The organism is Cognatishimia sp. WU-CL00825 (assembly GCF_040364665.1).
Lineage (GTDB): Bacteria > Pseudomonadota > Alphaproteobacteria > Rhodobacterales > Rhodobacteraceae > Cognatishimia.
The window spans coordinates 1,640,162-1,659,103 of record NZ_BAABWX010000001.1 but is presented as its reverse complement, the minus strand read 5'-3'; the positions used below and the strand labels follow the sequence as shown (position 1 = coordinate 1,659,103).

17 protein-coding genes and 1 pseudogene are annotated in these 18,942 nt (G+C 56.2%); 13 read left to right on the top strand and 5 right to left on the bottom strand.

Annotated elements, in window-relative coordinates; translation table 11 throughout:
• Positions 1–31 precede the first annotated feature (31 nt).
• Genes ABXG94_RS08290 through ABXG94_RS08270 form a run of 5 tightly spaced genes read left to right on the top strand, consistent with a single transcriptional unit; the run spans position 32 to position 5,155 of the window.
• On the top strand, positions 32–2,062 hold the full coding sequence (locus ABXG94_RS08290) for a tripartite tricarboxylate transporter permease (RefSeq protein WP_353533465.1): 2,031 nt from the start codon (positions 32–34) through the stop codon (positions 2,060–2,062).
• Entirely contained in the window at positions 2,059–3,159 is a 1,101-nt protein-coding gene (locus ABXG94_RS08285; RefSeq protein WP_353533464.1) for a 4-oxalomesaconate tautomerase, read from the top strand. Before ABXG94_RS08290 ends, ABXG94_RS08285 begins: the two co-directional genes overlap by 4 nt.
• Positions 3,156–3,974 carry a universal stress protein gene (locus tag ABXG94_RS08280; RefSeq protein ID WP_353533462.1) on the top strand — a complete coding sequence of 273 codons (819 nt, stop codon included), beginning with the start codon at positions 3,156–3,158 and terminating at the stop codon, positions 3,972–3,974. The genes ABXG94_RS08285 and ABXG94_RS08280 overlap by 4 nt, the downstream gene beginning before the upstream one ends.
• Before the next feature lie 11 nt (positions 3,975–3,985).
• Positions 3,986–4,177 (top strand): hypothetical protein, encoded by a 192-nt coding sequence (locus tag ABXG94_RS08275; protein WP_353533460.1) that lies wholly within the window; start codon positions 3,986–3,988, stop codon positions 4,175–4,177.
• Positions 4,178–4,180: 3 nt separating this feature from the next.
• Complete coding sequence (locus ABXG94_RS08270; protein WP_353533458.1) at positions 4,181–5,155, top strand: D-2-hydroxyacid dehydrogenase family protein; 975 nt, start codon at positions 4,181–4,183, stop codon at positions 5,153–5,155.
• Here the strand turns inward: ABXG94_RS08270 and ABXG94_RS08265 are convergent.
• Entirely contained in the window at positions 5,152–6,045 is an 894-nt protein-coding gene (locus tag ABXG94_RS08265) for a LysR family transcriptional regulator (protein WP_353533457.1), read from the bottom strand. The two genes, ABXG94_RS08270 and ABXG94_RS08265, sit on opposite strands and share 4 nt — an antisense overlap.
• A 78-nt stretch (positions 6,046–6,123) precedes the next feature.
• Here ABXG94_RS08265 and tcuA point away from each other — a divergent pair, with 78 nt between their 5' ends.
• The 6 genes and pseudogenes from tcuA to ABXG94_RS08235 form a co-directional block, all read left to right on the top strand.
• Positions 6,124–7,509: an FAD-dependent tricarballylate dehydrogenase TcuA gene (gene tcuA, locus ABXG94_RS08260; protein ID WP_353533455.1), complete on the top strand. Its 1,386-nt coding sequence runs from the start codon at positions 6,124–6,126 to the stop codon at positions 7,507–7,509.
• Positions 7,499–8,575: a tricarballylate utilization 4Fe-4S protein TcuB gene (tcuB, locus tag ABXG94_RS08255; protein ID WP_353533454.1), complete on the top strand. Its 1,077-nt coding sequence runs from the start codon at positions 7,499–7,501 to the stop codon at positions 8,573–8,575. Before tcuA ends, tcuB begins: the two co-directional genes overlap by 11 nt.
• A 41-nt stretch (positions 8,576–8,616) precedes the next feature.
• Positions 8,617–9,171 carry an ImuA family protein gene (locus ABXG94_RS08250; RefSeq protein ID WP_353533452.1) on the top strand — a complete coding sequence of 185 codons (555 nt, stop codon included), beginning with the start codon at positions 8,617–8,619 and terminating at the stop codon, positions 9,169–9,171.
• On the top strand, positions 9,125–10,591 hold the full coding sequence (locus ABXG94_RS08245; RefSeq protein WP_353533451.1) for a Y-family DNA polymerase: 1,467 nt from the start codon (positions 9,125–9,127) through the stop codon (positions 10,589–10,591). The genes ABXG94_RS08250 and ABXG94_RS08245 overlap by 47 nt, the downstream gene beginning before the upstream one ends.
• A complete protein-coding gene (locus ABXG94_RS08240) occupies positions 10,588–13,929 on the top strand; it encodes an error-prone DNA polymerase (RefSeq protein WP_353533450.1) in 3,342 nt (1,113 codons plus the stop codon). Before ABXG94_RS08245 ends, ABXG94_RS08240 begins: the two co-directional genes overlap by 4 nt.
• Before the next feature lie 72 nt (positions 13,930–14,001).
• Positions 14,002–15,147, top strand: a pseudogene (locus tag ABXG94_RS08235) (alpha-D-ribose 1-methylphosphonate 5-triphosphate diphosphatase); the annotation flags it as partial.
• Between the two features lie 94 nt (positions 15,148–15,241).
• On the opposite strand, the gene ABXG94_RS08230 reads toward ABXG94_RS08235, so the two are convergent.
• From ABXG94_RS08230 to ABXG94_RS08220, 3 genes are read right to left on the bottom strand one after another with little or no spacing between them, the layout of a single operon-like run.
• Positions 15,242–16,318, bottom strand: a complete 1,077-nt coding sequence (locus ABXG94_RS08230) for a 5-(carboxyamino)imidazole ribonucleotide synthase (RefSeq protein ID WP_353533449.1) — start codon at positions 16,316–16,318, stop codon at positions 15,242–15,244.
• The gene (purE, locus tag ABXG94_RS08225; protein WP_353533447.1) at positions 16,311–16,799 is read right to left on the bottom strand and encodes a 5-(carboxyamino)imidazole ribonucleotide mutase; all 489 of its coding nucleotides are present in this window, start codon (positions 16,797–16,799) and stop codon (positions 16,311–16,313) included. Before purE ends, ABXG94_RS08230 begins: the two co-directional genes overlap by 8 nt.
• Positions 16,800–16,844: 45 nt before the next feature.
• A complete protein-coding gene (locus ABXG94_RS08220) occupies positions 16,845–17,081 on the bottom strand; it encodes a YdcH family protein (protein ID WP_353533446.1) in 237 nt (78 codons plus the stop codon).
• A gap of 157 nt (positions 17,082–17,238) precedes the next feature.
• Here ABXG94_RS08220 and ABXG94_RS08215 point away from each other — a divergent pair, with 157 nt between their 5' ends.
• A complete protein-coding gene (locus ABXG94_RS08215) occupies positions 17,239–17,652 on the top strand; it encodes an Hsp20 family protein (RefSeq protein WP_353533444.1) in 414 nt (137 codons plus the stop codon).
• Between the two features lie 2 nt (positions 17,653–17,654).
• Entirely contained in the window at positions 17,655–17,882 is a 228-nt protein-coding gene (locus tag ABXG94_RS08210) for a DUF1150 family protein (RefSeq protein ID WP_353533442.1), read from the top strand.
• A 91-nt stretch (positions 17,883–17,973) separates the two neighbouring features.
• Here the strand turns inward: ABXG94_RS08210 and ABXG94_RS08205 are convergent, their stop codons facing one another.
• Entirely contained in the window at positions 17,974–18,876 is a 903-nt protein-coding gene (locus ABXG94_RS08205; RefSeq protein ID WP_353533440.1) for a glycosyltransferase family 2 protein, read from the bottom strand.
• Between the last annotated feature and the right edge of the window lie 66 nt (positions 18,877–18,942).

Below are 18,942 nucleotides of genomic sequence, written 5' to 3'. Positions count from 1 at the left end.
ATTTCAGTAACTTACATGAAAGGCGGCTCCCATGGAGGTTTTCGCCACCGCTCTTCCTGCGCTTGGTGAAGCGTGGGCACTTATCCTGCAACCTATTGTCCTGGGCTATTTGGTGCTTGGGGTTGTGATGGGGCTTGCCGTTGGTGTTTTTCCCGGCCTTGGTGGGATCGCCGGATTGTCGCTCTTGTTGCCGTTCATGTTTGGGATGGATCCCATTCTTGGATTGGCTCTGATGATTGGCATGGTGGCCGTTGTGCCAACATCTGACACATTCGCCTCTGTTTTAATGGGCATTCCAGGCTCTTCAGCGTCTCAAGCAACAGTGCTTGACGGGTTTCCCATGGCTAAGAATGGCGAGGCCGCGCGTGCGCTGTCTGCGGCCTTTTCATCCTCATTGTTTGGCGGTTTGGTTGGGGCAACATTTCTGACAATGTTCATCTTGATTGCCAGGCCGATCGTTTTGGCTTTTGGCCTGCCAGAGATGTTGATGATCACGGTTTTAGGCCTGTCGATGGTTGCTGTTTTGGCGGGGCGTATCGCCCTCAAAGGTCTGGCGGCAGCTGGTCTTGGCCTGATGATCGGCACAATCGGCGAGGCAGACGCGGGTGGCAGCCTGCGTATGGCCACCTATGACATTCCCTATCTGACCGATGGGTTGAAATTGGTTATTGTTGGGCTTGGCGTCTTCGCGATCCCCGAGATTGTTTCCTTGTTGCGGCAAGATCGATCGATCGCCAAAGGCGCAAGCCTTGGGTCCGGTTGGATGGATGGTGTCAAAGACTGGGCCAGCAATATTTGGCTGTCTGTGCGCTGCTCTATCATCGGCGTTGTTGTGGGGGTTATCCCAGGTCTCGGCGGCTCGGTTGTCGACTGGATTGCCTACGGCCACGCTGTGCAAACCACCAAAGACAAATCCAAATTTGGCAAGGGTGAAGTGCGCGGCGTGATTGGGCCAGAAAGCTCCAACAACGCCAAAGAAGGGGGCGGTTTGGTGCCAACTTTGCTGTTTGGCATTCCGGGATCTGGCTCGATGGCGATCTTTATTGGCGCTGTTGCGCTTTTGGGATCCGGCGAGATCGAAGTTGGGCCAAGCATGCTCAAGGACAATCTGGATATCACCTATTCGATCGTTTGGTTGCTGGCGCTGGCCAATGTGGTTGGCACTATTCTGTGCATTGGCCTGTCTGGTGGCATCGCTAAACTGACGACCATTCGCTTTACTTATCTCGCGCCATTCCTGTTCATGCTGATCAGCTTTGCGGCTTTTCAGTCCGGCCAAAATTTCGAAGATCTTCTGGCGCTGTTTGTCATTGGTTTGATCGGGATTTTCTTGCGTCGATTTGACTGGTCGCGCCCTGCGTTCTTGATTGGGTTCGTTTTGTCAAACCCGGTCGAAAAGTTCACCAACCAAGCCTTTCAAATCGCCAGTTTCCGGTTTCGCAAAAGCTTTGAAGAAGGCATAGACTATATCTTTAGCCCTATCGTGATTGTGTTGATCATCATCACCGTGGTGTCGGTGGTTCTGGGCATTCGTCAGGCCAAAACCATTATGGCCGAAGGCGATGTGCAATCAGGCTCAAAGCGCGCACCAATGGTATTTTTGCTGGTCATCGCCGGTTATCTTCTGGTGGCAGTCATAAACGCGAACATGATCCCAGATTTTAACATGACAGACAAAGTCATCCCTCTGGCGATCGGTACATTCTCAGTTCTGTGTTGCCTTATCTTGATGGTGCAAATGATGCGCCGCCCCGAAGGTGATGTGATCTTTGCGGATAAGGAAGTTGCTGGCGAAGATGCGGATGCACCCTATGGTTTGTGGTCAACATTGGCATGGTTTGCAGCGCTGATTGCCGGCACTTGGTTTGTTGGTTTTATCTTGGCTTTGATTGGTTTTCTTGTTGCGTTCTTGCGCGTGCGTGCGGGGGCGGGCTGGGGCAAAACACTGGTGCTGACGGCCTGTGGTATTGGTTTTATGTGCCTGATGGCGGGGGCACTTAACCGCGACTTTCCTCCGGGTCTTTTGCAGGGGGCAGCTGATTTGCCATGGCCGCTGAAATGAGCCAGACAGCCATTCCCTTTTTGTTCATGCGGGGCGGAACATCGCGTGGACCCTATTTTAGACGCGACGATCTGCCCGAAGATCTGGACCAACTCGCGGAAGTTCTGATCGCGGTGCTGGGCTCGGGACACGCGCTAAATATCGATGGGATCGGCGGCGGGGCCGCCGTGACCACCAAAGTCGCGATGTTATCGCCAAGCGAGGACGAATGGGCGGATGTAGACTATTTCTTTGCCCAGGTTTCGGTCACTGAAAAACGGGTCGATTTCAAACCAACCTGCGGTAACATCATGTCTGGTGTCGCCCCTGCAGCCCTCGAAATGGGCTTGGTCAATGCGAAGGACGACGTCACCGAGATAAAAATCCGCGCGGTCAATACCGGCGCGCGCGTGATCGCCAAAGTGCAAACACCAAACGGCCAACTGGCCTATGCCGGAGAGACAGAGATCGCCGGCGTTCCCGGCTCGGCAGCCCCGGTGCAATTGACTTTTATGGGTGTGGTAGGCTCGTCAACCGGTGCGTTTTTGCCTTCTGACAAACTGCAGGAAAACATCGGCGGCATTGATGTGACTTGCATGGATGTGGCGATGCCAATGGTGATTGCGCGGGCGCAGGACTTTGGCCTTACGGGGCATGAAAGCGTACAAGAGCTTGATAGTAATCTAGATTTCTTCAAGCGCATGGAAGGCATCCGCATTGAGGCGGGAAAGCGTATGGGCATGGGCGATGTCTCAAAATCGGTCACGCCAAAATTTGGGCTGTTAGCAAAGGCCCAAAATGGAGGCTCGATTGCAGTGCGCTACTTTATGCCGTGGAATACTCACCCAACCATGGCCGTGACGGGGGCACAATGCCTTGCCTCCTGCGCCTTAACACCTGGCACAGTGGCTGATGGCTTGTTGGCGCGCAGCCACGAAAGCCCAACAAATGTCGTGCTAGAGCATGCCGCCGGAACCATCGACGTTTTGATCGATTTTGATGCAAACAACGGGTTTAACCTTAAGGCAGCGGGCTTGGTGCGCACCGCGCGAAAATTGGCAGACGGCTTTGTCTATGTCCCGCACACTATTTGGTCGCAACCAAAGGAAACCGCATGAACCTCCGCAATATACTGGTCGCATTCAATGGCTCTGATGCTGCGATTTCGGCGTTACGATATGCCAAATCCTTGGCCGGGGACCAAGCCCACGTTACAGCGCTTTTGGCGCACACAAAACACGAAGTTGTCGACAGTCGCGCCGCCTGGGTGCCTGCCAGCGCGCGCGATATCATCACGCAGGCCAATTCGGATATTTTGAATGAGATAGAAACCCGCTTTAACGCTCTGAAGGCCGAGCTGGATCTAGGGGAGCGATTGCATTTTCAACGTCGCGCGGGACGGGTGGATGCGGTGCTCTCTGAAAGTGCGCGCAGCTATGACATTCTGATCGTCGGGCAGGATCAAGATGATGCAGTGGACAGTCACGTATCCCTGCATCCAGACCGCATAGCTTTGATGAGCGGCAGACCGGTATTGATCGTGCCCATTGGCACCAAGGCCCCTGCAAAACATGCCTCTGCGGTACTCGCATGGGATGGGGGCCGCGCTTCTGCGCGTGCGCTTGCTGATTGGCTAAGATTGGTGGATGCTCAAAGCAAACTCACGGTGCTGACGGTCGGTGATCAGGCACTGCCGCGCCCCGAAGCCGAACTGTTGTTGAACCTGAAGCGTCATGACGTGACAGCAAGCCATCAAAACATCGCCGAAATACCCGGCGTCGCGCGCGCGCTGTTGGCCTATTGCAAGTCAGAGCGCCCCAATCTGTTGGTCATGGGGGCCTACGAGCATTCAAAATTCCGAGAAGATTTTCTAAGTGGAGTGACCGCACGGGTCATCCGGGCAACGCCCATTCCAGTTCTCCTATCGCATTAAGGACGCGAAAAATGACCTCACAAGATGCAAGACACAAATTGAACCAAGCACTGGATCTGCTAAAATCGGTCCAAGATGGGTTGGGCAGTCAGATGTGCCAGACAGAAAAGAATGGCAGCGCGCAAGAGGCCGAGTCGCGCAATATTTCTGATCTGCATGATCGCGCCGCACGGGCAATTAATGCCTATTACAAAGGACGCTAAAGTTTGAAAGTTCACATTCTGGATGACTGGTTTGATACGCTGCGCCATTTGCCATGCTTTGCGCGCTTATCAGGGCATGACGTCACAGTGTGGACGGATCAGGTGACAGACGAGGCGGTTTTGGCGCAAAGGTTGCACGAGGCAGAATGTCTTGTGCTGTTTCGCGAGCGCACAAAAATCACCCGCAGTTTGCTGCAAAAATTGCCAAACCTGCGTTTGATAAGCCAACGCAGTGTTTATCCTCATGTGGATGTGCAGGCCTGCACCGATCAAAACGTGCTTTTGTGCTCCAATATGCACGCCGGCACACCGTCTTTTGCGGCTGCCGAATTGACCTGGGCCTTGATCCTGGCGGCAATGCGGGACCTGCCTGCGCAAATGGCGTCAGCCAAATCTGGGCACTGGCAGATGGGGGTTGGGAAAACCCTGCGCGGTCGCCAGCTCGGGCTTTACGGGTATGGCCGCATCGCAAAGGCGGTGGCCAATTATGCAACGGCTTTCGGCATGAACACAGTTTGGTGGTCTTCCGCCGAGGGCCGCGCAAGGGCGCGTGCTGATGGCCATTATGTGGCTGAGGACCGCCATGCATTTTTCAGCCAAAGTGACATCGTTTCCCTGCACGTGCGTCTCAAGCCTAGTACGCGCGCGATTATCACTGCCCAGGACTTTGCTGCTATGAAATGCACTTCAGTCTTTATCAACACGTCACGCGCTGGGTTGATTACACCGGGTGCCTTGCTAACTGCTTTGAACGCAGGGCATCCAAGCCAAGCGGCGATCGATGTCTTTGATGCGGAACCGATGACAGATCCAGATGATCCTTTGTTGTCTCATCCCAAGCTACTTGCGACCCCTCATATTGGATTTGTGACCGAAGACGAGTTTGAACTGCAGTTTTCTGATATCTTTGATCAGGTGAATGCCTTTGCAGACAAAGCGCCTATTCACATGATCAACCCCTCTATCTGGACAGGCTAAACACTCTCGCGGATCATGGCCTTTAGTGTCAGTGCCGCCTTGGTCTCTGATTGACCATTCCGTGTCAAAAGCCCAACAGAGCGCGCGATTTTCAGGTCACTGATGGGCCGCATGACGATGCGTGGATCATCCGTAACAGAATCGGGCAACAGGGCCACACCCAGCCTTTGCGCCACCAACTCCAATGCTGTTGACGAGCGATTTGCCTCAAATGTCCAGGGAATTTGCACAGATGCTTTTGCCATCGCGTCATCAATCAACAGCCGGTTCCCGGTGCCTTTGGCAGGTAAAATAAGCGGTTCGGAATGCAAGTGTGCCAAGCAAACATTCTTTTCATGTCTTAGGGCATGACCAACAGGTAGCGCCAGAGAAATGCGCTCTTGGAAGAGGGGGTCAAACAGAACCGAGGGTTCAGAAGGTGGTGTGGGGCAAATGCCAAAGTCTGCCAATCCTTCGCTGACGGCTTCTGCGACCTCGTTGGCAGAGCCATCCAGTAGCTGGACACGCGCCTGTGCGCCATCTGATTGAAACCGCGACAATGCAGGCAGGAAAATCCGTGTCAAAGTGGTTGGCACAAGCGCCACCGTCACAACAGCGTTGCGTTGATGGGCAAAGGCGACGCTGTCGTCGCGCATCGATTGCGTGGTTTCCCAGGCGTCAGCCAGAATAGCCTCGGCGCGGCCTTGCAAACGTTTGGCTGCCAAGGTGGGTCGGACCTGACGCGTGCTGCGCTCAAACAGCAAAGTGCCAAGCGCATCTTCTAGTTTTTGAATGCGGCGCGTGATGGCAGATTGCGACAGGTTCAACTGCGCCGCGGCCAGATGAAACGACCCAGTTTCTTTCACCACCAAAAAGGCTTGAAGATCACCAAAATCATAATTAATGCGCATTTCGCATTAAATTCACACAAACCTGCATTCGTCAAATTAAATGCGGATCTCTACACTGGTTTTAACGTGGAGACCCAGATGAAGACACATTATGACATAGCGGTTGTTGGCGGTGGCAATGCTGGCCTATGTGCGGCAATCACCGCCGCAGAGGCCGGCGCAAAAGTTGTGATACTAGAGGCCGCACCCAAAGCCTATCGCGGCGGAAACTCGCGCCACACCCGTAACTTTCGCTGTATGCATTCTGGTCCACTGGGGCCGCTGACCGGCAGTTACAGTCAGCAAGAATACTTTGATGACCTGCTAAAGGTGACAGCGGGAAAAACTGACGAGAAATTGGCAAGGCTTGCGATTTGCCAGTCCGAAGAATGCTTGCCGTGGATGCAGCAACACGGGGTCAGGTTTCAGCCTTCGCTGTCTGGTACGCTGTCGTTGGCGCAAACCAACGCCTTCTTTTTAGGCGGAGGCAAGGCACTTGTGAACGCCTATTACCGCACAGCTGAGGCGCTTGGAGTGGATGTATTCTACGACACAAAAGTAACGCATCTAAATCAAAATGACGGCCATATCGACTGGGTTGATTATGAACAAAACGGCGGCAAGAAACGCCTGACGCCAAAAGCTGTCATTGTCGCCTCTGGTGGGTTTCAGGCTGACACAGATTGGTTGGCGCGTGCTTGGGGGCCGGCAGCCAAGAATTTCCTAATCCGTGGAACCCCTTACAACAAAGGGGTGGTATTGGCTGATCTGCTTAAGCAAGATGTAACGCAGGTTGGCGATCCAACCCAATGCCACGCCGTGGCAATCGACGGTCGCGCCCCCAAATTTGATGGCGGCATTGTCACGCGACTGGATTGCGTGCCGTTTTCTATCGTCGTTAATAATCGCGGCGACCGCTTTTATGACGAAGGCGAAGACGTCTGGCCCAAACGCTATGCGATCTGGGGCCGTCTGGTGGCCGCGCAACCAGATCAAGTGGGCTATGCGATCATTGATTCCAAATCTTTGGACAAATTCATGCCTTCGGTTTTTCCGCCGATCAAGGCCCAGTCGATACCCGAATTGGCAGCCAAGATGGGTTTGCCTGTGGAAAAGCTTTGTCACACGGTTGAACGCTTCAATGCGGCTTGCGGTGACGGTACAGGGTTTCAACCGAACGCATTGGACAGCGTCGCGACCACCGGGCTAGAGCCAGAGAAAACCAATTGGGCGCGGCCCATTTCTGAAGCTCCATTCTATGGTTATAGCCTGCGCACGGGCGTGACCTTTACCTATTTGGGGCTGCAGGTGGACAGCACCGCCCAATGTGCCACGGCGCATGGACCCATCCGAAATCTATGGGCCGCAGGCGAAACCATGGCTGGGTCCATTTTAGGGCAGGGCTATCTGGCTGGTTTTGGCATGACCATCGGAACTGTTTTTGGCCGCATCGCAGGTCAGGAGGCCGCAACCTATGCAAATTGAACATTTGAACGAAGCCCGCAGACAGGTCGAAATCTGCAACGCTTGCCGCTATTGCGAAGGCTTTTGTGCAGTTTTTCCTGCGATGCACGCGGAACGCGCCTTTTCTGACGGTGATATCACCCAGTTTGCAAATCTTTGCCACAACTGTCGTGGTTGCTATTACGCCTGTCAGTATACAGCCCCGCATGAATTTGATCTGAACCTGCCAGCCGCTTTGGCCGAAGTGCGCCGCGAGAGTTGGGAAAATTATGTTTGGCCAAAGGCGTTGGCACGTCGTTTTCAGACAAATGCCGCTCTGTTTTGCAGCATACTTGCGATATGCCTTACGTGTTTGATTTTATTCGTGAAAATCATGGATGCCGAGGGCGACGGCTTTTATGCACACCTGTCTCATAACGCTATGATCGCTTTGTTTATTCCAGCATTTCTGCTGCCAATCTTTGGACTGGGCATTGGCCTGCGGCGATACTGGCAAGACATTGGCGGCGCACGGATCAAATGGGTGCATATCAAACATGCCTTTGCCAGCGCTTTGGCATTGAAAAACCTGTCTGGTGGGCACGGGGACGGTTGTAATTTTGAAGAGCAAGACCGCTTTAGTCATCAACGTCGCTACGCACATCAAGCCATCATGTACGGTTTTCTACTGTGCTTTGCCGCCACCAGCGCGGGTACGGTTTTACATTACCTGCTGGACCTTCCCGCGCCCTATTCCAGCCTGTCATTGCCCAAACTGTTGGGGGTGCCGGGGGGCATTATGCTGACGCTTGGCTGCGGCTGGATGATCCTGCTCAAACGACGTTCCGACAGGGCCCTTGGGGATGCCAAAGCCTGGCATGCCGAGTTCGGTTTTACGGCCCTGTTGGGCAGCGTGGCATTTTCCGGCTTGTTACTCTGGATCTGGCAGGATGCCAAAGGGGCAGAAACGGTATTGGCGTTACATTTGGGATTGGTTCTGGCGTTTTTCTTGCTGCTGCCTTTCAGTAAAATGGCGCATGGTTTCTTTCGCTTGGCGGCTTTGATATTTGACGCCCAAAGGCAGTTTAAGGCACAAGCGGACTCCTAGGTTTGCATTCAAATCCTTTTTCAAGCTTGGTAGGCTGCCGTATGACCCGTGAATTTTCAAAGCATTTTCCGCTGCGCAAAGGCCGCACCCATGAAGCTTTTGGGGCCAATGCCAAAAGCATGGCTTTTGCTTTGGCTGGGCAGTTGCGTGGCCCGGTGTTGTGGATCAGAGAGGCTTGGCTGGCTGATCAGATCAACCCCTCGGGGTTTGGCGATTATGTGGACCCGGCTCAGGTGCTGGTGGTGAAGGGCAAAGAGCAAACGGATGTTTTGGCTGCTGCCGAAGAGTCTTTGCGATCGGGTGCCGTTGTCTTGACGGTGATTGAACTGAGCAAACCCATTGGCCTGACAGCCGGGCGGCGTTTGCAGCTGGCGGCAGAGGTCGGCAAGTCCACCGGGCTGTGCTTGATTGCCGATGGTATGGGCAGCAATGCCGCAGAAACCCGTTGGCAGTGCGAGCCGCTTTTTGATCAGAGCGACTCGACTCTGCAGCGTTGGCAGCTTAAAAAGAACAAATCAGGAACATTGACAAGTTGGGATGTCCGTTGGGATGCCAAGACGCATCGTATCATTGTGGTTTCCAAGACTGGCGAGTGACCGGTTTCTTCGGGCGCGCCCGATGGATGGCCCCTTTGTACTGACCCATAGGCACAGCAACACAGACCGGGTGTATTGCTTGAACGACGCGGCGCTTAAGCAGGGGCTGCAGGCGGGCATGGGCTATGCGGATGCCCGCAGCTTTTGTCCCCAATTGCAAAGCGCCCCGGCTGATCTGGCCGCAGATCAGCAGTTTTTACAAACCTTGGCGCGCTGGGCAAAACGCTATTGCCCCTGGGTGGGGCTGGACGCGCCGGACGGGCTGGTGTTGGATGTCACCGGGGCCACACATTTGTTTGGCGGCGAAGAGGCTTTGTTGCAAGACATGCATCTGCGGCTGACGCGCGCCGGGCTGACCGCGCGCACTGGTCTGGCCGACACCCGCGGCGCGGCCTGGGCGCTGGCCCATTATGGCCCGGGCATAGCCGCGGTTGGGCAACCGTTACGGGCCATTGGTACCTTGCCAGTGGCGGCCCTACGCTTGCCGGACAAACCCACCGTGGCCCTGCAACGATTGGGCCTTCGAACCATTTCAGATCTTATTGCCTTGCCCCGCGCCACGCTCACAAGACGGTTTGATGCAGATGTGATCCTGCGGCTGGATCAGGCGCTTGGCAAAGTGCCGGAAAGCATCTCGCCGCTGCCCGATCCGCCGCGCTATCAAATGCGCCTCAGCCTGCCAGAGCCGATTGGGTTGGCGGCTGATGTAATGGCGGGCACCGAGCGTCTGCTTGTGCAATTATGTGACCGTCTGAAAACCCACGAGAGGGGGGCAAGACTGTTGCAGTTGACCCTGCGGCGCGTGGATCAGGCCAGCCAGATCGTCGAGCTGCGCTTGGCGCGCCCGATGCGCAACCCAGCGCGTATTCTGCCGCTGTTTGAACGTGGCATCGCGGCGGCAGATGCGGGCTTTGGCATTGATCAGCTGCGGCTTGCCGCGCTGCAGGTGGAACCCCTAGAGGTGCGGCAAACCACGCATCAGCAAGGGGCACCAAACGACAGGTTGGATGATCTGATCACCCGGATTGGCAACCGCATTGGTCTGGAAAATATCCAACGGTTTTTGCCGGCCGACAGCCATATCCCGGAACGCAGCTTTCTGATTGCGCCAGCGGCCTGGTCAGACCCGGCTAAATTTGCCCCGCCCCAGCGCCAACGCCCCCTGCAACTTTTCCCCCCAGAGCCGATCCAGGGCCGGGGTGCCCGCCCGCCCAGACAATTTCGCTGGCGGCGCATGGCGCTGACCGCCGGGCGCATCACCGGCCCGGAACGCATTGCCCCAGAGTGGTGGTTGTCTGACGAAAACTGGCGGTCTGGCCTGCGCGACTATTGGAAGGTGGAGACCAAACAGGGGCGGCGGCTGTGGCTGTTTTACACGCCACAGAATCCCGGCTGGTTTGTGCAGGGGGAATTTGCATGACCCATGATCCTGCGCTTGTCAGCCCCACGGCAGGCTATGCCGAACTTTGCGTGACCAGCAATTTTACCTTTCTGACCGGGGCCTCTCATCCCGAAGAATTGGTGACCCGCGCCGCCGAATTAAAGTTGGAAGCCATTGCCATCACGGACCGCAATTCCCTGGCCGGGGTGGTGCGCGCCTATTCCGCGCTGAAAATCCTCAAAGACGAGGCCGCAGAAGACATCCGTATTCGCTCGCAACACCGCATCGACAGCTGTTCCCGCCAAGAAGTTGGCCACCCTGAACCGATCTCTCAGCCAGAGGTGATCAAACTGCCCAAGCTGATTGTGGGCAGTCGCCTCTGCCTGACGGACAGCCCAGTAGAGTGGGTGGCCTTGCCCTGTGACCGCACCGCCTATGCCCGGCTGACACGGCTTTTGACATTGGGCAAACGTCGCGCGCCCAAAGGCGCGTGCTATTTACAGCATGCGGACCTGCTAGAGGGCTGTCAGGGCATGATCTTGATGGCTTTGCCCGGCGATCATCTGCGGGCAGGGGCTTTGCATATTCAGGCCATGCAACGGCGCTATCCGGGCTTTGTCTTTGTCGGAGCCGTGCCGCGTTATGATGGCAGCGATCAGGCCTATTTTGATGCCTGCGCCTATCTGGCCCGCAAAACCGCCGCCCCGATGGTGGCCGCCGGTGATGTCTTGATGCACCGGGGCAGTCGTCGCCAATTGGCCGATGTGCTGACCTGTATGCGCGAACATATCACCATTGATGACATCGGCACCCGCGCCTTGCCCAATGCCGAACGCCGCCTCAAACCCTATGAGGATATGGCGCGGCTCTATCGCAACCATCCCGCCGCCATACGGCGCAGCATGGACATTGCCGCCCGTTGCAGCTTTTGCCTCAGCGAGCTGTCCTATGAATACCCAGATGAAATATCGGATGGCGAGAGCCCGCAGGCACGCCTGACACGATTGGCCCACGCAGGCTTAAAACGACGCTACCCAAAAGGCCCAACAGAAAAAGCCATTGCGCAGGTCAAAAAGGAACTGAGCCTTGTCGAAAAGCTCAAGTTCCCCGCCTATTTCCTGACCGTGCACGACATTGTGCAATTTGCCCGCTCCCAAGGCATTCTGTGTCAAGGGCGCGGTTCTGCGGCCAATTCCGTCCTGTGTTATTTGCTGGGCATCACCGATGTTAGCCCCGAAATCATCGCCATGGTGGTGGAACGTTTTGTGTCTGAACACCGTGGCGAGCCGCCTGACATTGACGTTGATTTTGAACATGAACGCCGCGAAGAGGTCATCCAGCATATCTATGAAAAATATGGCCGGCACCGCGCAGGGCTTTGCGCCACAGTGATCCATTTCCGCTCGCGCGCGGCCATTCGCGAAGTCGGCAAAGTCATGGGGCTCAGTCAGGATGTCACCGCCAGCCTGTCCGGGCAAATCTGGGGGCAATCCAATGGCGGCGCAGATCTGGATCGGGTGCGCGAGCTGGGGCTTGATCCCTCCGAGCGGCGCTTGGGCCAAACCATTCAGCTGATCGGCGAAATCATCGGTTTTCCCCGCCATTTGTCGCAACACGTGGGCGGCTTTGTCATCACCAAGGGCCGCTTGGACGAACTGTGCCCCATTGAAAACGCCGCCATGGATGATCGCACCATCATCGAATGGGACAAAGACGACATCGACACGCTCAACATTCTCAAGGTTGATATTCTGGGGCTGGGCATGCTCAGCTGCATTCGCAAGTCCTTTGATCTGCTCAAACAGCACGACCACAAAACCCTGTCGATCGCCACCGTTCCCCAAGAGGACAAAGCCACCTATGACATGCTGTGTGTTGCTGATGCCGTTGGGGTGTTTCAGGTGGAAAGCCGGGCGCAGATGAACTTTCTGCCGCGCATGAAACCACGTGAATTCTATGATCTGGTGATCGAAGTGGCCATTGTGCGCCCCGGCCCGATCCAAGGCGGCATGGTGCAACCTTATATCAAACGCAGACAAGGGCTGGAACAGGCAGAGCCTTTTGGCTCGGCCCTAGAAGAGGTCACCAAAAAGACCCTTGGCGTGCCGCTGTTTCAGGAACAAGCCATGCAGATTGCGGTGGTTGGGGCAGGGTTCTCGCCCGAAGAGGCCGACCATCTGCGCCGTTCGCTGGCCTCGTTTCGCCGCATGGGCACCATTGGCACTTTCAAAGACAAATTTGTCACCGGCATGTTGAACAATGGCTATAGCACCGAGGTGGCCGAACGCTGTTTCAGCCAGATCGAAGGCTTTGCAGATTACGGCTTTCCCGAAAGCCATGCCGCCGCCTTTGCCATGCTGGCCTATGTGTCGGCCTGGCTGAAACGTCATCATCCGGCGGTCTTTGCCTGTGCGCTGCTCAACTCGCAACCCATGGGGTTTTATGCGCCCGCCCAGATCGTGCGCGATGTGCGCGAGCATCAGGTCGAAGTCCGCCCGATCTGTGTGAACAGCAGCACTTGGGACAACACGCTTGAACGCCGCGCGGATGGGGCCTTGGCCCTGCGCCTTGGCTTTCGCCAGATCAAAGGCTTCAAAGAAGAAGACGCCGGATGGATTGTGGCCGCCCGTGGCAATGGCTACCCGGATCCCGAAGGCCTGTGGCTGCGCGCCGGTCTGTCCCCGCCAACCCTTGAGCGACTGGCCGAAGCGGACGCTTTTAATACCATGGGGCTGACACGCCGCGATGCGCTTTGGCAGGTCAAAGCCATCCGAGGCCAGCAGCCCTTGCCGTTGTTTAATGACCCGATCGAGGGCGAAAGCATTCGCGAACCTGCGGTGGATTTACCACAGATGAATCTGGGCGAAGAGGTGGTCGAGGATTACGTGGCCATGCGGCTGACCCTGCGCGCCCACCCCATGGAATTGCTGCGGCCTTCGCTGCCGGGCCTCACCCCCCATGCCGATCTTGCCGCCGCCCCCTTGGCGCGCACCGTGGTGTGCGGCTTGGTCATCACCCGCCAACGTCCCGGCACCGCCTCGGGCGTGGTGTTTCTGACGCTCGAGGATGAAACCGGCGTCTCCAACGTGGTGGTCTGGCCCAAGGTCTATGAACATTTCCGGCGGGTTGTCATGGGGGGGCGCTTGTTGCGCGTCACCGGTTATCTGCAACGCGAAGGCATTGTGGTGCACCTGATCGCCCAGAACATCGAAGACATGTCGCACCGTCTGGCCAGCCTTGGGCACCCGATGGACGAGGTGATTGGCGAAACCCAGCCACAGGCCGATGACACACCGCGCCCCCGCAAACCCGCCGCCAGCGCAAGGCACCCGCGCGAACAGGCCAAGCGGCTCTTTCCCAGCCGTGATTTCCACTAGCACCCCGTTTGGCCAGCAGGGTTACTTTTCCTCGCGCTGAAAATCGGTTAGGCCAGCGCAGTAAAACAGGGGCAGCCAATGCAATTTCGTCTCACCGGCGCACAGGTGCTTGTCGCAGATACCATGCAAAACCAAGAGCTGAACATCGCAGACGGGGTGATCAGCGACCAGCAGCAATCGCGCGACATTGACCTGTCTGGCTTTGCGGTTCTGCCCGCCATTGTCGACATTCACGGAGATGGCTTTGAACGCCATCTGGCCCCAAGGCGCGGCGCAATGAAAGACCTTGGACAGGGCTTGATTTCAGCAGATGCGGAACTCGCCAGCAACGGCATCGCCACCGCCATACTCGCGCAGTTTTACAGCTGGGAAGGCGGCATGCGCGGCCCGGAATTTGCCACGCGGTTTCTCAAGGCCCACGACACGGCCAAGCGCCACATGCTGACCGACACGCGTATCCAACTGCGGTTTGAAACCCATATGCTGGATCATTACGCGGCCTTTGAAACCCTGGTGGCGCAGCACCAGATCCCCTATGTGGTGTTTAACGATCATCTGCCTCACGCCGCTCTGGCCAAGGGCAAACGCCCCCCGCGTCTGACCGGGCAGGCCCTCAAAGGCGGCCGCAACCCCGAAGCCCATCTGGCCCTGTTACAAGCGCTCTATGCGCGTCGCGCCGACGTGCCAGACGCATTGGCGGCCCTGGCGGCGCGCCTAACGCAAAGCAACATTTGTCTGGGCAGTCATGATGACGCCACCCGCGATCAACGCCAGGCCTTTCAGGCCATGGGGCTGACCCTCTCGGAATTCCCCGAAACCTCAGAGGCCGCCAAGGCCACCCATGAATTTGGTGGTCATATCATATTGGGGGCCCCGAATGTGGTACGCGGTGGCTCTCATTCCGGCAATGTGGCGGCTCAGGATCTGATCGCCAATGGTCTGTGTGACGCGCTGGCGTCAGATTATCACTACCCGGCGCTCAGGCAGGCGGCCTTCAAACTATCAGACGAAGCGGTGCTCAGTTTTGCCAAGGCCTGGGCGCTGGTCTCTAGCGGGCCAGCCAAACTGCTTGGCCTGACCGACCGCGGCACGCTCGACAACGGAAAACGCGCTGATTTGATTGTTCTTGATCCAAATACCCGTCGCATCGAGGCCACATTCAGCAAGGGTCATGTGACCTATTTGACCGGCCAAGCCGCACAGCGTTTTCTGGCCTGATCGCTTGGAGTTCTCGGTGCCAAACAGCAAACGCCCGCACGGCGGCGGGCGCAGAACTTTGCCAGAACACACAGCGTTGCCCCGCCGCCTCCGGTCATTTGACGCTGGCAACCACCTTATTCACATGGCCCATCTTGCGGCCAGGCTTGGTCTCGGCCTTGCCATATAGATGCAAGGCGGCATGGGGTTCTGTCAAAAGCGCGGGCACCCGCTGCATGTCTTCGCCAATCAGGTTTTCCATCACCACATCCGAATGGCGCGTGCCATCCCCAAGTGGAAGGCCAACCACGGCGCGGATATGCTGTTCAAACTGATCCACGGCACAGCCATTTTGCGTCCAGTGCCCCGAATTATGCACCCGTGGCGCAATTTCATTCACCACCAGACCCTTGGGTGTGACAAACAGCTCGACCCCCATGACGCCGACATAAGACAGCGCATTCAGGATCTTAGACGCGATCAGCACCGCATCCATGCGCATCATGCCCGGCAAATTCGCAGGCACAGTGGTAGTGCGTAAAATGCCACCGATATGCACATTCTCACCGGGGTCAAAACAGGCGACTTCCCCGGTCGCGCCGCGCGCCGCGATCACAGAGACCTCGTGGGAAAAATTCACAAACCCTTCCAGAACCGACGGGGCCCCCGCCATATCTGACAGGGCGGCCTTGGCGTCGGCTGCAGAATTCAACCGGGCTTGCCCTTTGCCATCATAGCCAAACCGGCGGGTCTTCAGGATCGACGGCGTGCCAATCTCTGCAAGCGCCGCCTCCAGTTCCTCAGCGGTTTGTACCTCGGCAAACGGCGCAACGGTCAGGCCAAGATCTGTCAGAAAATTCTTTTCGGTGATCCGGTCTTGGCTGATGCGCAGGGCCTCGCGACCCGGGCGAATTTCACAATGCGCTTCCAAAGCGTCCAAGGCAGATGTCGGAACGTTCTCAAACTCATATGTGATGACATCGACCGATTTAGCAAAGGCCAAAAGCGCATCGATATCCTCATAGGCCGCGGTTGTGACCTGATGGGCTACATCGGCGGCAGGCGGATTGGCCCCGGGCTCAAATATATGGGTTTTATAGCCCAGACGCGCCGCGGCCACAGACAGCATGCGGCCCAATTGCCCGCCGCCCAAAATACCAATGGTGCTGCCAGGTTTCAAAGTCTCAGTCATCTACAGGTTCATCCGCGATAGAGTCCGAAAGGGCGGTGCGCCAGGCATCCAACCGCGCCGCAAGATCTGTGTCCTGCAGGGCCAGAATGCCGGCAGCCATCAAGCCGCCGTTCTTGGCTCCCGCCGCGCCAATCGCCATGGTGGCCACCGGAAAACCGCGCGGCATTTGCAAAATAGAATACAGGCTATCCACACCGGACAAGGCCCGGGTTTGCACCGGAATGCCCACAACCGGCACACGGGTTTTGCTGGCCATCATGCCCGGCAGATGCGCCGCGCCTCCGGCCCCGGCAATGATCACTTGCAAACCGCGTTCAACCGCTGTCTTGCCATAGGCCCACAGACGGTCAGGGGTACGGTGCGCCGAAACGATCTTGGTTTCGTAAGCAACGCCCAATTCGTCCAAAACATCTGCTGCTTCTTTCATCGTCGGCCAATCAGATTGGCTCCCCATGATAATGCCCACTTTGATATCCGTCATAACCTGCCTCTGATTAGGAGCGCGCACTATAGCCGGATTGCCTGTCTAGGCAATGATATCTGGGGTCAAACGGTCTTCGATATGGGCGATTTTGTCTTTTAGCCGCAGTTTCTGCTTTTTCAGCCGCTGGATCGTCAGTTGGTCGCCAGTGGCGCGTTCAACCAAGGCGTGAATCGCGTCATCCAGGTCACGATGTTCTTGACGGAACACCTCTAGCTCCACCCGCAAAACATCATCTGTTTTCATCGACAAATCAGCTTTGGGATCACTGGGCGCATTCATGGCAAATTCCTGGGTTATTTATTGTCCCACACTACCCAATTCGAAGCGCTTAGCAAAGCCCTTGCACTCTGCAGCTGTGCTGCCCATATTAATACCGATTGGGTCGCCTAAATGGGGCCTTGAAACCTGACTGTCGCTTTACGTAAAGGACGTGTCGATGAGTAAATTGACCTTGGGGTCCTATCCCCACATGCTCGGATTTGAGCAACTGGAACGCCTCTTGGAACGCACCGCAAAGGGCGGAAACGAAGGCTATCCTCCTTTTAATATTGAACAAACTTCGGACTTCTCTTACCGCATTACCCTGGCGGTGGCCGGTTTTGCCGAGGATGACCTTTCGATCACTGTCGAAGACAAGCAGCTTGTGGTGCGCGGACGCCAAAGCGAAGATATCGCCGAACGCGTGTTTTTGCATCGCGGCATAGCTGCGCGCCAGTTTCAGCGCTCCTTTGTGCTGGCTGACGGGGTGGAAGTCGGCGAGGCCACTATGGAAAATGGTCTGCTGCACGTGGATCTCACACGCTCAAAACCCGAAACCATCGTGCAAACCATCCAGATCAAGAAGGGCTGAAAATGCATAGCAAATTTAACTTCCAAGACCTGATGGATGATCGCATGGTCTATGTCACACAAGTTGACGCCGCAGATTTGCCCGAGGACATGCAAGAGCAAGTCGAAGGGGCAGATACACTGTTTGCAGTCTGCGCTACCGACGGCCAGCGCCTTGCAGTGGTCAAAGACCGCCAGCTCGCCTTTGTTCTGGCGCGGCAAAATGATTATGCGCCCGTTACAGTTCACTGATAACTAGGCATATCCTGACCCCAATTCAGTCAGCGGTATGCCTTTCACGTGTGATGTAAAGCCTATCCTAGCGACAACTATTTAAAACCGCCTAGGGGTGGCCATTGATAGGTGGCGGTTTTCCCAACCAATGTTGCAGACTGCCTTGGGGCGTGGTGGGGGAATCCTCTTTTGCGCCCTGCCAAATGCCATAGGTTTCTCGAAAGTAATCAAGGCAGGCAGTATCGGCCGCTAACCTGCCGTGGTCACGATAGACATAGGCACCAAGCCGATCGCTAAAATGCGCGCGATAAGGCTGAGCTGGCAGGTCAACATCTGACATGAGCCAAATAGGCACCCCATTGCGTTCCAAGTGCCCCGACAACCATGGGTCATCAACGGTCCATAATATCTCTGGAATGTTGAAAACTTCGGAAGGAAAGAAATTCGGGCGTACCATTGCGCCCCGATATCCTTCTAGCACATCGACATAACCGTCCTTTTCATAAGGGCGGGGTTTGATCATACACAATGTACTTGCCCGAAACAGGCGATAGCCCGCGCCTTTGACACGCTTTTGCGCCCGCGGAAACCGCGTGAAAATGCGGTCATAGCGATGGCCAAGAGGGCGATGGATCAAATCATAACCTTTGCCAACAATGCAGCTGTCAGGCTGCAGGCGACGGTGCCTTAAAAACTGCCGTGCCCAATCAGTGCCATAGCGTTGATCGTCGTCACAAAATAAGATCTCTGTGCTGTCCTCATTCCGGTGATCCAACAAAGTGGGCAGCAATTTTGTAGCTGGGCCAAAGTCTTCGGGACTCCAATGCAGCGTGATGCCCTCGGGCAGGGCTGGCAGGCTGGGCAACTCCCCTGGGAACCGGCGGTATTGGCGCGCCAAGTTTAAACGAATTTCTGCGATTTCAATGTCTTGCGCCAGCAGATCACGCAGGGTCGGCCCGATTTTTGCAAACCGAGGTGGGATGGTGGTTAAGGATATAATTACGCGGGTCATATAACGGTGATACCGCGCCGAATGTTGGTCTTTCAACGCAAGACGCGCCCAAATTAGGGCGCGTCT

Excerpts from the sequence above, each read along its gene's own strand:
- ABXG94_RS08290 (WP_353533465.1), top strand. The coding sequence starts at position 32 with ATGGAGGTTTTCGCCACCGCTCTTCCTGCGCTTGGTGAAGCGTGGGCA.
- tcuA (WP_353533455.1), top strand. The coding sequence starts at position 6,124 with ATGAAGACACATTATGACATAGCGGTTGTTGGCGGTGGCAATGCTGGC.
- ABXG94_RS08230 (WP_353533449.1), bottom strand. The coding sequence starts at position 16,318 with ATGACTGAGACTTTGAAACCTGGCAGCACCATTGGTATTTTGGGCGGC.
- ABXG94_RS08265 (WP_353533457.1), bottom strand. The coding sequence starts at position 6,045 with ATGCGCATTAATTATGATTTTGGTGATCTTCAAGCCTTTTTGGTGGTG.
- ABXG94_RS08275 (WP_353533460.1), top strand. The coding sequence starts at position 3,986 with ATGACCTCACAAGATGCAAGACACAAATTGAACCAAGCACTGGATCTG.
- tcuB (WP_353533454.1), top strand. The coding sequence starts at position 7,499 with ATGCAAATTGAACATTTGAACGAAGCCCGCAGACAGGTCGAAATCTGC.
- ABXG94_RS08210 (WP_353533442.1), top strand. The coding sequence starts at position 17,655 with ATGCATAGCAAATTTAACTTCCAAGACCTGATGGATGATCGCATGGTC.
- ABXG94_RS08250 (WP_353533452.1), top strand. The coding sequence starts at position 8,617 with ATGACCCGTGAATTTTCAAAGCATTTTCCGCTGCGCAAAGGCCGCACC.
- ABXG94_RS08240 (WP_353533450.1), top strand. The coding sequence starts at position 10,588 with ATGACCCATGATCCTGCGCTTGTCAGCCCCACGGCAGGCTATGCCGAA.
- ABXG94_RS08215 (WP_353533444.1), top strand. The coding sequence starts at position 17,239 with ATGAGTAAATTGACCTTGGGGTCCTATCCCCACATGCTCGGATTTGAG.
- ABXG94_RS08285 (WP_353533464.1), top strand. The coding sequence starts at position 2,059 with ATGAGCCAGACAGCCATTCCCTTTTTGTTCATGCGGGGCGGAACATCG.
- ABXG94_RS08205 (WP_353533440.1), bottom strand. The coding sequence starts at position 18,876 with ATGACCCGCGTAATTATATCCTTAACCACCATCCCACCTCGGTTTGCA.
- ABXG94_RS08245 (WP_353533451.1), top strand. The coding sequence starts at position 9,125 with ATGCCAAGACGCATCGTATCATTGTGGTTTCCAAGACTGGCGAGTGAC.
- ABXG94_RS08220 (WP_353533446.1), bottom strand. The coding sequence starts at position 17,081 with ATGAATGCGCCCAGTGATCCCAAAGCTGATTTGTCGATGAAAACAGAT.
- ABXG94_RS08280 (WP_353533462.1), top strand. The coding sequence starts at position 3,156 with ATGAACCTCCGCAATATACTGGTCGCATTCAATGGCTCTGATGCTGCG.
- purE (WP_353533447.1), bottom strand. The coding sequence starts at position 16,799 with ATGACGGATATCAAAGTGGGCATTATCATGGGGAGCCAATCTGATTGG.